Source organism: Cytophagaceae bacterium ABcell3, from assembly GCA_030913385.1.
GTDB lineage: Bacteria > Bacteroidota > Bacteroidia > Cytophagales > Cytophagaceae > ABcell3.
In genome coordinates this window covers 1091857-1105679 of record CP133159.1, presented here as the reverse complement: position 1 = coordinate 1105679, position 13823 = coordinate 1091857, and the positions used below count along the sequence as shown (strand labels likewise).

Here is a 13823-nt window from a genome sequence, read left to right as displayed (position 1 = left end):
ATTTAAAATTCCCTTGAAAAACTTTTATTACTAACAGCCTACAAATAATAATGTTTAAAGAACAAAACAATACGCTTTTTTAGAGGCCGCAAACCAGTAAACAAAAAACCAGAAAATACACCCAATGATTTATTCTTTTCACCTGAATTATGCATTAGATTATGTTATAAGGGGCAAAAGAACAAAAAATCAGCGTATTGGGTTTGCAAAGCATAGTGGTTCTATGGTTAAAGACCAAATGCTAGCGAAGCGTCTGATTTGATATATTTTGCCACGCAATAGAAAATCCTAATGCATATTTCAGATTATATGTCCTTGGGCCAGTCATTTCATATAAGTCCTACAGCACAACCTTCTCCTCGCGCACAACTCGCTATACATGCAAAGCTAGAAGTGGCACATTGGTATTTAATGCCATTTTTCTGGTAATACTCGGCCGTAAAAGCTTATTAATCCCTTTTCTGCGATGGGTAGCCATTACCAATGCATCAGGATGGTGCCCGGACGTATATTCAGAAATGCCCTTAAGAATATTTTTATTCAGGCCATGCTCATATTCAAGCCGGTCATAACCAAGGCAATTGACTACCTTATCTTTAAACTCCTCATAACGTTTGTAATGGTCGGCGTCATCTTCATCGCTAATATTCAATACAGTAATATCTGCTTCGAATGTCTTTGCAAAATCAGAAAGCTCACATAAAGCAGGCACATCAGCGTCAGATAGTTCGCTAGCAAACATAACCCGGCGAAAATCCTTAAAAGCTGCATTTGCAGGAATGGCAAATACAGGGCAGGAAGCTTTTTCTACCAAATCTGCCGTTACACTTCCTGGCAGAAAGCCATTGCCAGCTTCATTGCCACCAGTCCCTATAACTATCAAAGAAATATGCTCATCCTTTACAAGCGAAACAATGTTATCAGCAGCCATTCCGTGCTTTAAGATATACCTACAAGGCACATCACCATTCATATCGCGCACTTCACCGACAATCCTTTCCAGTTTGGACTCATCTTGCCGAAACCTTTCTTCATATTCACGGTCTATAGAGTCCAAAGAAATATCACTACTGTAACGTGGATAATGACTTGAGTGAAACACGATCAGCTCACCTTTCATTCTCGCTGCCAGATTGACAGCATAAGCTAATGCGTTTTTAGATTTTTCTGAAAAGTCTGTTGGAAACAATATCTTATTTGCCTTCATACCACCCCCTCTTTTTTTAATTTAACCCTCCGACCTACTATTTAGTTAAGAATTTACCGCTAAAATCTGTATAAGGATAAAAAATATTGTTAAAATTGTATTTAAGCTGATTGATTATGAGAGAATATGTAGAAAAAAACCAAGAGCGATTTATACAAGAGCTCATAGAACTGCTAAAAATACCTTCTGTAAGCGCTGACAGTCGACATAAAGATGATATGACACGCGCAGCAGAGTATGTCAAAGATGCACTGACTAAAGCCGGAGCTGACAATGCCAGGCTTATACCAACAGAAGGAAACCCTGTAGTCTATGCTGAAAAAATTGTAGATGAAAGCCTTCCGGTAATTCTCGTTTATGGCCACTATGACGTGCAGCCACCTGATCCATTGAACCTATGGAACTCCCCTCCGTTTGAACCTGTCATAAAAGATGAAAAAATTTATGCAAGAGGCGCCAGTGATGACAAAGGGCAAATGTACATGCATGTAAAAGCACTAGAAATAATGCTTCAGCATGACACTTTGCCATGCAATGTGAAGTTTATGATAGAGGGCGAAGAAGAGATAGGTTCTGACAGCTTAGACAATTTTATTCGTGAGAACAAGGAGTTGGTAAAAGCCGATATCGCATTAATATCCGATACAGGGATATTTTCTAATGAATGCCCTACCATCACTACAGGTTTGCGCGGCCTAAGCTATCTCGAAGTAGAAGTTATCGGCCCTAACAGAGATTTACACTCTGGTGTTTATGGGGGAGCCATAGGGAACCCGGTCAACATTTTATGTGAAATGATTGCCTCATTAAAAGATAAAGACAATCATATTACAATACCTGGGTTTTATGATAAAGTAAAAGTCCTTTCAAAAGAAGAGAGAGAAGAACTTTCGCAGCTTCCATTTGAACCGGAAGCATTTAAAAAAACGTTAGGAATTGGGGAGCTTCACGGAGAAGCAGGTTATTCTACCCTTGAGCGGGTATCTATCAGGCCTTCTTTGGATGTCAATGGAATTTGGGGCGGTTATATAGGAGAAGGAGCCAAAACAGTACTCCCTTCAAGCGCCTATGCTAAAATTTCCATGAGACTGGTACCAAATCAAAGCTCAGAAGAAATTACCAAGCTTTTTCAGGAGCATTTTACTAAAATAGCGCCACCAAGCGTAAAAGTTAATGTAAAACCACATCATGGAGGCGAACCTGCCGTTATATCTACAAATTCGGCAGAATACATTGCAGCTAGCAAAGCATTTGAAGATGTTTGGGGAAAAACACCCGTACCTATGCGCGAGGGTGGAAGTATTCCAGTGGTAAGTTTGATAGAGAAAGAACTTGGCATAAAAACTGTACTATTAGGTTTTGGATTGGAGTCTGACGCCATACATTCTCCGAATGAAAATTTTAAGATTTTTAACTATATTAAAGGCATAGAAACCATTGTCATGTTTTACAAACATTATGCTGGTGAAAAGAAATAAAATAAAGAAGAAATGCGAAAAATAAGCCTTCTTGTCCTATTAACTATTGCCACTATTGTATCTGCTTTTGCACAAGGGGCAAATCCAGCTTCTTGGAGCTATGAAACATCTAAGTCTGAGGTAAAAGCTGGCGAAACTATTGAGCTTATATTCAAGGCTGACATAAAACAGCCTTGGTATATGTACTCTTCTGATTTTGAACTAGACGGCCCAATGCCGACAGAATTTTCGTTTGAGCCTCACCCCTCCTATCAAATAGAAGGAGACGTGCAGGCTATAAACCCTAAAACAAAGTATAGCGAAATCTTTGAAGGGGACTACACCTACTTTACCGAAAAAGCAGAGTTTAGACAAAAAGTCAGGGTTTTAGAAGAAAACCCTGTCATAGCAGTAGAAATCACTTACCAAGTTTGCTCCGATAAAGATGGAAAATGCATCTATTTTGAAGAAGAGCACGCATTCGACGGCATCAATGTTGTTCAATCTTCTATCGCACCTGAAAAACAGCCTTCAAAGCCGGAAAAGCAGCCTTCAGATGACACAAAAGCTGATAATGGAAAAATAGAAGAACCGACGAATGAAAGGGTAGAAGAATTGGTTAAAGAAAGAGAACAATACATTTCCAGAGACCAGGAAGGCAGAGATGAATCTGTAATTTACCTGCGTAATTTTGTTAGAAAGCACGGGAATTAATGAAAAAAATACTTTTAAGCATACTACTGCTTATATTCTATACATTTAATTTATCTGCTCAACAAGTAACACTTTCAGAACAAGAAGTAAGTGAGCTTACTTCTCATATTGAAAATCTTGTTAAAAGAGACAGTATAAATAATTTAATTATTGGGGAGTTGAGCAAAGAACTGGGGCTAACTTTGCCAGATCCGCCATCTACCACTCCTCCAACAGCTGAGGGAGCAGAAACTCCTACTGTATCAGAACCCGAACAGAAGATTACTTTAAAAGACCGAGGCGGAAACAATGCCCATGCGTTGGGCATGACGGCCTTTTTGCTATTGGCCTTTGGCTCTGGCTTAATATCATTGCTGACTCCTTGTGTATTCCCTATGATACCTATGACGGTAAGTTTCTTTACCAATGCGAGCAACACAAGGGGGCAAGCAGTGAAACGCGGTATGCTTTACGGTTTATCAATCGTTGTTATTTATGGCATCTTAGGTGCTATTTTGGCACCAATTAATGGTCCAGAGTTTGCACAAGTTTTAAGTACCCATTGGCTTCCCAATGTGATATTCTTTACTGTTTTTATCGTCTTCGGGCTTTCTTTTCTTGGGCTTTTCGATATTACCCTGCCAAGTTCATTTGTCAACAAAGTGGACGCCCAGGCAGACAGAGGTGGATTGATAGGCGTATTCTTTATGGCTTTTACGCTTGTGCTAGTGTCATTTTCCTGTACAGGTCCTATTGTAGGTGCCTTGTTGGTAGAAGCGGCCGGCGAAAACCCGATGCGCCCTATTCTTGGCATGATTGCTTATGCCGCTGCCTTTGCCATTCCGTTTACTCTTTTTGCCATATTCCCAGGCTGGCTAAAAGCTTTGCCAAAATCTGGAGGTTGGCTAAATGTAGTAAAAGTATTGCTTGGATTTGTAGAGCTAGCCCTTGCTTTTAAATTCCTAAGCATTGCAGACCAAGTTTACCACTGGGGGATCTTGGACAGAGAAGTATACCTTGCCATCTGGATAATTATTGCCATACTAATGGGTGTGTACCTGTTAGGAAAAATCAGGCTGCCACATGACAGTGAGGTGGAAAAAGTAAGCGTACCACGGCTATTGCTCTCCATGGTTTGTTTTGTGTTTGCCATTTACTTGTTCCCAGGCATGTTTGGGGCTCCATTAAAACCGCTTTCGGGTTATTTGCCGCCTATGTCTACCCATGATTTTGACATTCCGGCACTTGTCAGGCAACATCAAGCGGGTGTGCAAACAGAAGAAACCGACCTTTGCGAAGAACCGATACATGGACAACGGCTGCACCTGCCACATGGGTTAAAAGGCTACTTTGACTATGAGCAAGCACTCGCATGTGCAAGAGAAAAAAGCCAGCCCCTGTTTATTGATTTCACTGGACACGGCTGCGTAAACTGCCGTGAAATGGAAGCCAATGTATGGTCAGACCCTGAGGTTTTAAAAATGCTGAGCAACGATTTTATGATCGTGGCCCTTTATGCCGACGACCGCACTGAACTAGACGAGTCCCAATGGTATGAATCTCCTTATGACGGAAAAACAAAAAAAACCATTGGAGCGGTAAACAGGGATTTTCAGCTAAGAACATTTGGTGTGCAATCGCAACCATACTATGTAATTCTGGATCCTTTCACCGAAGAAATTCTTGCGCAACCTATAGGCTATGAAAGAGAGGTGGAAAGCTTTATAGATTTCTTGAAAGAAGGGAAAGACAATTTTGAAACTTTAAGAAATGGAAATTAAGACCCTTCATAATCTGGATTAGGAGAGGCTCTGCATTCACTTAAGAAAAATATAGCGGCAAGTTATGCCTTGCCGCTACATCTTATTACCTTACTGAACTCTTAGACTACACCAGCCTATACAGGTTACTTCTTGATAAACTTTAAAGCTTCTGGCGTTTTGGCTTCTTCTGAAACCTCAAGGTAATATATTCCCGGTTTCAACTTATGGACTGGAACCTGAATCTCTTCACTCACACCAGAAATATTTTCTGATAAAACATGAACCCCTAAGGCATTAAAAATATCAATTTGAACATTTTCATGGTCAAAGCTTCCATGAATATGAACAATGTCTGATACAGGGTTTGGATAAATATTAACCGCTACTTCCAGCACCACCCTTCTCACAGGGCTATAAGAATAAGCGCCGTTATAGTCCACTTGCTTTAGCCGGTAAAAAACTTCTGAATGCCTTACTCCATGATGATCAAAAGAGTATTCCTCTATAGAAGCGCTAGAACCTGCACCATCCACTTGACCTATCTTTTCAAAAAAATCTCCATCTTTACTAAATTCTACTTCAAAGCGATCATTATCTTTTTCAGAGGCAGTAGACCATAGCAATTCTACATATCCTTCTTTAGGCGAAGCTTCAAAACTCAAAAAGTCTACAGGCAATACCATCCCACAAGGGGAAAACTCAGATGTATTACCAGCTTGTCCTGCCATTTGATCTGAGGCTGTAAAAGTATAACTTCCATCGCCCTCCAATTCTTGATAGCTGAATGACCACTCCCCTGTTGCAGAAGCCCTTTCTTCACCTATAAGCTTCCAACCTTGACAGTCATCACAATCCGGTTGTACCTTATAAATTTCTATAAATGATTCAGGCTCGGCAAGCCCAGAAATTGTCTTTTCATGCCAGTCAACAGTAGGGGCAGTAAGAGGCATGGAAAAATTATTGTTACCTGTTTCATCCAAATCAGTTCCATACCCGTTACAGAAAATCTGATTATGGCTGATCCTGTTGTTAAAAGCCGCTTCACCCAAAACAGCAATGGCCGACCTTGCATTATAACTAATTTCATTACCAGCCGACCGCTCATACAATTCAGAAAACCTTCCAATAATATTATTTTGAGACTGCCCTTGAATCATAATCCCATTGACCCCATTGCCTAAACTATTAGTTTCACTCCCCCCCCCAATCACATTATCCAAAATAATATTATCACTACTATTCTCGATCCTTATGCCGTGAAGTTGGTTGGCAGATATAGTATTGCTGCATAAGCTATAGTCATCAGGCCCCGCATTAGAACTATACCCTATATGAACATTAGAACTATTCCTGATCACAAGTCCACTGCCCCCATTGGGAAGAGGCTCACCTTCATTATCAACACCAATTCTGTTGGAGCATATATCAATGTCTGAAGACTCAATTATTTCAACACCGTTGGTAAAATTACCTGAAACAGTATTGTCATTAAGAGAAGAAGATACTGCCCCTGAAAGGTAAATACCTCTTTTATTATTCCCTAAAAAACCACTTCCCCCCTCTTGCAATCCAATTATGTTTTTTTCTATAATGGCAGAAAGATTATTGCCCTCAATTCCATGCATCTGATTTCTTGAAACTACATTATCGCTCACTAAAGAAATGTCCCCTGGTTCATTTCCGCATCTACGACCAGACAAATACATGCCAGACCTACGGTTAGGTTTAGCTTCTGTACCTGAAACATCTGTTCCTATAAAGTTGTGTACAATTCTGTTTCTTCCGCAATCAGGGTAGTCGTCTATATATATGCCATAGTCATTTCCGCCGATAACATTTCTATTATACCTGTAATTACCAATGATATTACGATCAGACAGCTCAATATGGATTCCATTTCCATTGTTGGCTATAATATCTTCTCCGGCAGAGTTAAGTCCAATGTAATTTCTATAAAACGTTCCCCTAATACTTGCACCCTTCAAAAACACACCATGCCCTTCGCCGGCTCCGGCTGTCCCATTTCCAGCAATGATATTGTCGGCCATAACAATTCCATTTGCGACATCCGTTTCGTCACCATCGCCCTCTATAAAAATACCATGAGAGCGGTTACCGATTCGTGACATGCCTGTGAGGTCTGTTCCAATATAATTCGCCCCGATACTCCCCTCCTCAGTCTCATACACCCTAATCCCCCTTCCCACATTTCCAGCAAAAGACAGCTCTTCGCCATTGCCCGAAATGATGCTGTTCTCCAGAACAAAATTTTCCGATCTATTGAATACGATACCGTCCCAGTAATTACCATAAGCCTCATCCCCTTCCCGGTTGGTTCCAATTTTACAGCCAGCCACTTTAACATTCGTTGCGTCATTGACCCTTATTCCATCATTACAGTTATCGGAAACAACACAATTAATAATGTCCACTTCATCATTATCACCTTCAAAATAAATCCCATGGGAAGCATTGCTGTGTATATAGCAGTTTTCAATGGTTGTATTTTTAACACCTTGCCGCACAAGAACCCCTACGCCACCTTCTGATACCTCCTCCCCACATGCTTGACCAGAAGTACCCGTAGCACCAGAAAGCTCCACATTAACAATACTTACATCATCTGTTTCTATTACAAAAATATGTTGCTCATCCCCCATCGCATCCCCGGCTCTGATTATTACATCGGGACTAGCAGCAAGAATGGTCAAAGGTTTGTCTATAACAACTTGTTGCGTAAGCTTAATCTCATGAGATCCAATAATCATAACTGTACCGCCAGCATCTACATGCTCAATAGCCCCTACCAAAGATGCTTCTAGCGAGTTGGTTACTGACACGATTTCTTGCCCGTAAGAGAAATGAAAAAAAACAATAAAGCAGAAAAAAATTAAATATTTTTTCATAAATGTTAATTTAGGGCTGACCAGGCAAATACATGTTAAATTTCTGATTAAATTGCAAAAAACCCAAAAAAATATAAATATAACTTCCTAAAATATAAAAAATTACGATAAATTACGAGTATTTGCCAAAACTTTTATATAAAAAGCCCGTAGAGGAGATCATCAAAAAATGAAAACAACCACCATAATAAAGCAAGGAGACATTTCTCATTTACCAGAACTTTCTGCTGCCATTGTACTAAATGGCGTCATTTACAGTATTACTGCAAAAAATCTTACCCTATACGTTTTAAACCAAAACTTACAAGTAGTAAAACAAGTAGACATCCCAGAAGGGCAGGATTGTGAATACCTCATCAACCACCTCAACATTAATGGCTACCCCCACTTGGTGTTATTCCCAAAAACACAGACCAACAACACCCTAAGTTTTCTCATTAAATTGCCTACAAAATTCAATAGAGATTTTTTGGTGTTTTCCACGCAAGGAGCCGCAGATTTTTTCAGGTTACTATCATACAATGAAGACATTACCACAAGTGGAGCCTTAAACCTAAAGGGCATGTTTTTCTTACCAGAAAAAGCGATTTTTGTTCAAGAAAACAAAGCCTCTTTGGCATTGCTTTCGGCAGACATGGACGAAATAACTGAGTTTGTTCAAGGGCATGCTGCAGGAATTCCATTTCCTGTTATAAAAAAAACATCCAAAGACCCTAACGCTGCTGTTAAAGGCATGTGGAATTTTCACAATAACTATTTCCTGTTACTAGAAACTCCTGAAGGCAAATATCAAATAAAAGTTTATAGCGATCTTGAGTTAACCAAAAAGACGGCGCAGCACTCTTTACCGGTAGACAATAAACAAGCAACATTTTTACATATTTATGAAAAAGATAATGACACCTATGTTGGTTTAACTATCTTGAAGAATAGCGAAAAGCAGTTTCTAGGAATGCTAGAAATTACAATTTGATCATGCGCAAAGAAATTTGTTAGTAAAGTTGTGGAAGTTTATCCCCAGATTCCTTCCATAACTATTTCCAGCAAATGACCATCAGGGTCATGGAAATAAAAAGACTTTAAATCGTTCCGCCAGGAAGTCTCTTGCAAAACCTCAATATTGGCACTTTCTACTTTCTGCTTCCAGTCATTATATTCGTCGACAGAAACTTCAAAAGCAAGGTGCAGTGTACCATATCCTGCATGTGGCGGAAGCTCTTGGTCGTTTTTAGTCTCCTCAGGGTTAAAGCATAACAACACAGATTCGCCAGCCCTAAAAAATACATGGCGGTTTCCTGACCTGTTGATCAACTTTAAGCCCAACTTTTCCTGGTAAAAAGCTTGTGTGCGGTCTAGGTTGTCTACATAGAGACAAGTTTCTTTGATCCTTTTTATCATCATCCGAAGCTTCATTTATACTTTACCAACAATTTCAAGCAAGCCATTGTTAATTGTATACAGGAGTTGGACAAAAGGGAAAGCGGATATGAAGCATTATTCTATTTGGCTGGATAAAGCCAGAAAACAAAAAGACTACCCTTCTCTTCAAGGAGAAGGCAAATGTGAAGTAGCAGTAATCGGAGGGGGAATTACAGGATTATCTACAGCCTATAACCTTTCGCAACAAGGCAAAAACGTAACAGTACTAGAAGCAAGCAAAATCGGTAACGGTAGTACAGGCCTATCAAGCTGCCACTTAAACACAGACATTGACACCAAATACAAAAACTTATATACAGATTTCGATACAGAAATCATAGAGCTGGTTGCGGAATCCCGTGTGGCTGGCATCCAAACTATAGAAGACAATATCAGAAGGGAAGGTATCAAATGTGGATTTAAACGGATTCCGGGCTTCTATTATACCGATATTCAGGAGCATGCACAGGATATTGAAGAAGAATATGAGCATTTAAAGAAAACCATTTTGGACGTTTCTATTAAAGAAAATGCTCCTTTACCTTTTGAAACGTATAAAGCCATTAAACATGAAAACCAAGCATGGTTTAATGCGCAAGAGTATTTGCATGGTTTAGCAGAAGCGATTGACAAATCGGGAAGCAAAATTTATGAGCACTCAAGGGTCATTCACATAGAAGAAAAAGACGATTATTTCATCATAACCACTGAAGAAGGTAAACTAAAAGCGGAAAAATTGGTTCTGGCTACGCATTTGCCAATATTCTTCAATGTGTTACAAACAGTTTCTGCACCATATAGAAGTTATGTAGTAGCAGCAAGGGTAGAGAAAGGCTCAATTCCAGAAGGTTTATTTTGGGATACTGCAGAACCATACCATTATATCAGAAGCTGCCATTCTGAATCGCACGATTATTTGATTGTTGGCGGAGAAGACCACAAAACCGGTCACTTAGAAAATGCGCATGAGCAATATGCAAAACTGGAGCATTATGTAAAATCGCATTTTAAGGTAGAAGAGATAGAGTATAAGTGGTCGGCACAGTACTATGAGCCAGCAGATGGTCTTCCATACATTGGCAAAAGCCCTTTCTCTAAAAAAACTTTTGTAGCAACCGGTTTTTCTGGTGATGGGTTGGTTTATGGAACAATTGCCGCACGCATTATTGCAGATCTTATAGCAGGTAAAGACAACAAATGGCTCTATGCCTATGACGCTTCCCGCTTTACCCCTGCTGCATCTGCTTATGATTTCATTAGGGAAAATGCGGACGCAGCCAAACATTTTATTGCAGACAGGGTAGACAACGATGAAACAACAGCAGAGCTTTATTCTGGCGAGGGTAAAATTTTAGAAATAGATGGCGAAAAACTCGCCGTATCAAGAGATGAATCTGGCGAGCTTAATGCAGTGTCGCCTGTTTGCACGCACCTTAAGTGCATAGTAAACTGGAATAAAGCAGAGAAAAGCTGGGACTGCCCATGTCATGGAAGCCGCTTTGACGGTAAGGGAGAAATTATATGTGGCCCAGCAGTAAAAAATCTTGAAAAAAAGAAAATCCCGGCAGAAAAACTGCAAAATCAATTTAAGAAATAGTGGTTAACGATCATCAAAAAAGAGTAGTTAGGGTCTGCTTAGAAATAAAAAATAGCGGCATTAAGAGGATTTTAGAACTATTTTTATGAATTTGAGGGAGTCCAAGTGCAAAGAAATATGCAGAAGACCCCTAAAAGGCGTGCACCACGCTGCGAATATTCAAGTCCCAGCCAGTTGTCAATTATTGGTTTCGAGACACCGTTTCATAATCAGCTTGACCCCAACAACCGGTGGGTTTTGCTCAGCAACAAAATTCCATGGGATGAACTTGTCAATCTCTACAACAAACGCAATCCTCCAAAAAAGACAGGGAGACCGGCGCTTAACCCTCGTGTGCTGATTGGAGTGGTGATCATCAAGCATATCCTCAACCTGGATGATCGTGAGACAGTTGCCCAGATTACCGAAAACATGTATCTGCAATACTTTCTGGGGTACAGTTCTTATATCAAGGAGCCTCCATTTGATCCATCTTTGTTTGTAGATATCAGAAAACGGTTGGGGCAGGAACTTATCAATGCGATGAATGAAAGGATCCATGAGTTTTACATGGAAAAAGCCCCAAAAAAAGTTGACAAAACTACGAAAGGAAAAAATGACCCTCCTTCCTTTGCCAGTGGGCAAGAGTCTAACAAAGGAGAGGCAATCTTTGACGCAACTGCCTGTCCTCAAGATATCATTTACCCAACCGATTTGGGGCTGCTGAACAAAGCAAGGGAAATCACCCAACAGATCATAGATGAGCTTCATTGTAAAAATACCCAGGGGAAGAAACCAAGGACTTACAGAAAAATAGCTCGTAAAACCTATCTGAAGGTGGCCCAGAACAAGAATCCATCAAGAAAAGTAATTCGCAAAGGGATAAAAGCCCAGCTCCAATACCTTAGAAGAAACTTCAAGACCATTGAAAAGCAGCTGGACAGCTTTGAGGTTTTTCCTTTGTGTCATCGTACACAGCGGTCATACTGGGTCATTCAGACACTTTATGAACAACAGCTTGGCATGTTTAAGAACCGGGGCCACCATGTAGCAGATCGGATTGTTAGTATCCATCAGCCTCATGTGCGACCTATTGTACGGGGAAAGTCACGAGCCAAAACTGAATTTGGAGCCAAGATCCACCTTAGCATGGTGGATGGTTTTTCCTTTCTGGACACTGTGTCCTGGGAGGCTTTTAACGAGGGCAGTCATCTTGTTGATTACGTTGAAAAATATCGGAAACGGTTTGGTTTTTATCCTGCCAAAGTACTGGCAGACAAAATTTACTGCACCCGTGAAAACCGGAAGTGGTTGAAGGGAAAAGGAATAAAACTGGCAGCCAAACCTTTGGGCAGGCCATCCGCAAAGGCAGTGGAAAACCACGTAAGTCCAGGAGAGAGGAATCCGGTTGAAGGAAAGTTTGGACAAGCAAAAAACAGCTATGGGATGAACCGTATCCGTGCCAGACTTAAGAATACCAGCCAAACGTGGATCGCCTCAATAATCCTGGTGCTCAACCTGGTCAAATTGACCAGGCAGGCACTCTATTTTCTGAGTTTTTCAGCATGGCATAAGTCAATTTTTAACATAATTCGGGGTCTGAAAGACGTATTTGAAAGGATGACAATAAAAAACCGGCCTGGCGAGCGCTCAGGGCCGGTTTTTTACATATGTTAAATTTGAGTTTTTCAGCAGACCCTAGTTAAAGCTACTCTTTTTTTATTAAACTTTTCCCGAACCTATATGGCCTCTTTCGCCCTGCTATAAGCCACAAAATTGGTTACGCAAAGACTGATATTCTTGCCAAATTTCAGAGACAATTTCTCCAGCAGGTTTAATATCGTTAATTGCAGCAGCAATCTGCCCAATTTCTAGTTCACCTTCATCCAAATCACCTTCAAAAATACCTTTTTTAGCACGACCTTTTCCTAAAAGCATTCTAAGTTCTTCTACACCAGCCCCCCTTTGTTCAGCCTCATTAACAGATTCCCAAAACCTATTTTTTATTAACCTTACCGGGGTAATAGGTTTTAAAGACAATGCCGTACCTCCTTCCGCAAGCTCTACTACCTTATTCTTAAACTTATCATGCGCTGAAGACTCCAAACTAGCAGCAAGCCTACTACCAATTTGCACACCATCAGCACCTAGGGCCATAGCACCCATCATGCCCCTGCCAGTGCCAATACCTCCTGCTGCAATAAGTGGTACATCTATTGCCTCTCTTAGCATGGGAATCAAACAAAAAGTCGTCGTTTCTTCCCGGCCATTATGCCCACCAGCTTCAAATCCCTCTCCTACTACAGCGTCTACACCAGCTTCACATGCTTTTAGAGCAAACTTTTTACTTGAAACCACATGAACAACTTTACACCCTTGGCTTTTCAACTTCCCTGTCCATGCTTTTGGGTTTCCTGCAGAGGTAAACACAATACCCACGCCTTCGTCAGCTATAACCTCCATGTGCTTTTCAATATCTGGATATATCAGAGGTACATTAACACCAAAAGGTGTATCTCCCAAGGCACCTTTACATTTTCTTATATGTTGCCTCAGCACCTCAGGATACATAGAGCCTGCTCCGATTAACCCTAAGCCTCCCGCCTTACTAACAGCCGAAGCCAACTCCCATCCACTACACCAAACCATTCCGGCCTGAATGATCGGAAACTTAATTTTGAAAAGAGAACATATTCTGTTATCCATAACCTAAAATAATGCATTTATAGTGTCCAAAAATACAAGGCCGTACAATAAGCTTTGCAAGCTATAAAAAAGAAAAAGACAAGAAGGGCAAAGATC

10 protein-coding genes are annotated in these 13823 nt (G+C 40.5%); 6 read left to right on the top strand and 4 right to left on the bottom strand.

The annotated features are described in order from the left end of the window. Nucleotides 1-373 precede the first annotated feature (373 nt). Nucleotides 374-1207 (bottom strand): universal stress protein, encoded by an 834-nt coding sequence (locus RCC89_04690; GenBank protein ID WMJ72460.1) that lies wholly within the window; start codon nucleotides 1205-1207, stop codon nucleotides 374-376. 116 nt (nucleotides 1208-1323) lie between these two features. Here RCC89_04690 and RCC89_04685 point away from each other — a divergent pair, with 116 nt between their 5' ends. The 3 genes from RCC89_04685 to RCC89_04675 are packed head-to-tail and all read left to right on the top strand — an operon-like array spanning nucleotide 1324 to nucleotide 5138. Next, complete coding sequence (locus tag RCC89_04685) at nucleotides 1324-2685, top strand: dipeptidase (protein ID WMJ72459.1); 1362 nt, start codon at nucleotides 1324-1326, stop codon at nucleotides 2683-2685. A gap of 12 nt (nucleotides 2686-2697) precedes the next feature. After that, nucleotides 2698-3378: a protein-disulfide reductase DsbD family protein gene (locus RCC89_04680; protein ID WMJ72458.1), complete on the top strand. Its 681-nt coding sequence runs from the start codon at nucleotides 2698-2700 to the stop codon at nucleotides 3376-3378. After that, complete coding sequence (locus RCC89_04675) at nucleotides 3378-5138, top strand: cytochrome c biogenesis protein CcdA (GenBank protein WMJ72457.1); 1761 nt, start codon at nucleotides 3378-3380, stop codon at nucleotides 5136-5138. The genes RCC89_04680 and RCC89_04675 overlap by 1 nt, the downstream gene beginning before the upstream one ends. Nucleotides 5139-5263: 125 nt before the next feature. Here the strand turns inward: RCC89_04675 and RCC89_04670 are convergent, their stop codons facing one another. Next, nucleotides 5264-8026: a right-handed parallel beta-helix repeat-containing protein gene (locus RCC89_04670; protein WMJ72456.1), complete on the bottom strand. Its 2763-nt coding sequence runs from the start codon at nucleotides 8024-8026 to the stop codon at nucleotides 5264-5266. 169 nt (nucleotides 8027-8195) lie between these two features. On the opposite strand from RCC89_04670, the gene RCC89_04665 reads away from it, so the two are divergent. Continuing rightward, a complete protein-coding gene (locus RCC89_04665; protein WMJ72455.1) occupies nucleotides 8196-8999 on the top strand; it encodes a hypothetical protein in 804 nt (267 codons plus the stop codon). A gap of 38 nt (nucleotides 9000-9037) precedes the next feature. Here RCC89_04665 and RCC89_04660 read toward each other — a convergent pair whose 3' ends face one another. Next, nucleotides 9038-9427 carry a VOC family protein gene (locus RCC89_04660; protein ID WMJ72454.1) on the bottom strand — a complete coding sequence of 130 codons (390 nt, stop codon included), beginning with the start codon at nucleotides 9425-9427 and terminating at the stop codon, nucleotides 9038-9040. An 85-nt stretch (nucleotides 9428-9512) separates the two neighbouring features. On the opposite strand from RCC89_04660, the gene RCC89_04655 reads away from it, so the two are divergent. Next, nucleotides 9513-11042, top strand: a complete 1530-nt coding sequence (locus tag RCC89_04655; GenBank protein WMJ72453.1) for an FAD-dependent oxidoreductase — start codon at nucleotides 9513-9515, stop codon at nucleotides 11040-11042. A gap of 117 nt (nucleotides 11043-11159) precedes the next feature. Continuing rightward, the gene (locus RCC89_04650; GenBank protein WMJ72452.1) at nucleotides 11160-12698 is read left to right on the top strand and encodes an IS5 family transposase; all 1539 of its coding nucleotides are present in this window, start codon (nucleotides 11160-11162) and stop codon (nucleotides 12696-12698) included. An 84-nt stretch (nucleotides 12699-12782) separates the two neighbouring features. On the opposite strand, the gene RCC89_04645 is transcribed toward RCC89_04650, so the two are convergent. Then, the gene (locus RCC89_04645; GenBank protein ID WMJ72451.1) at nucleotides 12783-13727 is read right to left on the bottom strand and encodes a nitronate monooxygenase; all 945 of its coding nucleotides are present in this window, start codon (nucleotides 13725-13727) and stop codon (nucleotides 12783-12785) included. Nucleotides 13728-13823 lie beyond the last annotated feature (96 nt).

What these genes read in the sequence shown, in the direction of transcription:
- RCC89_04690 (WMJ72460.1), bottom strand. Translation starts at nt 1,207, where the DNA reads ATGAAGGCAAATAAGATATTGTTTCCAACAGACTTTTCAGAAAAATCT.
- RCC89_04685 (WMJ72459.1), top strand. Translation starts at nt 1,324, where the DNA reads ATGAGAGAATATGTAGAAAAAAACCAAGAGCGATTTATACAAGAGCTC.
- RCC89_04680 (WMJ72458.1), top strand. Translation starts at nt 2,698, where the DNA reads ATGCGAAAAATAAGCCTTCTTGTCCTATTAACTATTGCCACTATTGTA.
- RCC89_04675 (WMJ72457.1), top strand. Translation starts at nt 3,378, where the DNA reads ATGAAAAAAATACTTTTAAGCATACTACTGCTTATATTCTATACATTT.
- RCC89_04670 (WMJ72456.1), bottom strand. Translation starts at nt 8,026, where the DNA reads ATGAAAAAATATTTAATTTTTTTCTGCTTTATTGTTTTTTTTCATTTC.
- RCC89_04665 (WMJ72455.1), top strand. Translation starts at nt 8,196, where the DNA reads ATGAAAACAACCACCATAATAAAGCAAGGAGACATTTCTCATTTACCA.
- RCC89_04660 (WMJ72454.1), bottom strand. Translation starts at nt 9,427, where the DNA reads ATGATGATAAAAAGGATCAAAGAAACTTGTCTCTATGTAGACAACCTA.
- RCC89_04655 (WMJ72453.1), top strand. Translation starts at nt 9,513, where the DNA reads ATGAAGCATTATTCTATTTGGCTGGATAAAGCCAGAAAACAAAAAGAC.
- RCC89_04650 (WMJ72452.1), top strand. Translation starts at nt 11,160, where the DNA reads ATGCAGAAGACCCCTAAAAGGCGTGCACCACGCTGCGAATATTCAAGT.
- RCC89_04645 (WMJ72451.1), bottom strand. Translation starts at nt 13,727, where the DNA reads ATGGATAACAGAATATGTTCTCTTTTCAAAATTAAGTTTCCGATCATT.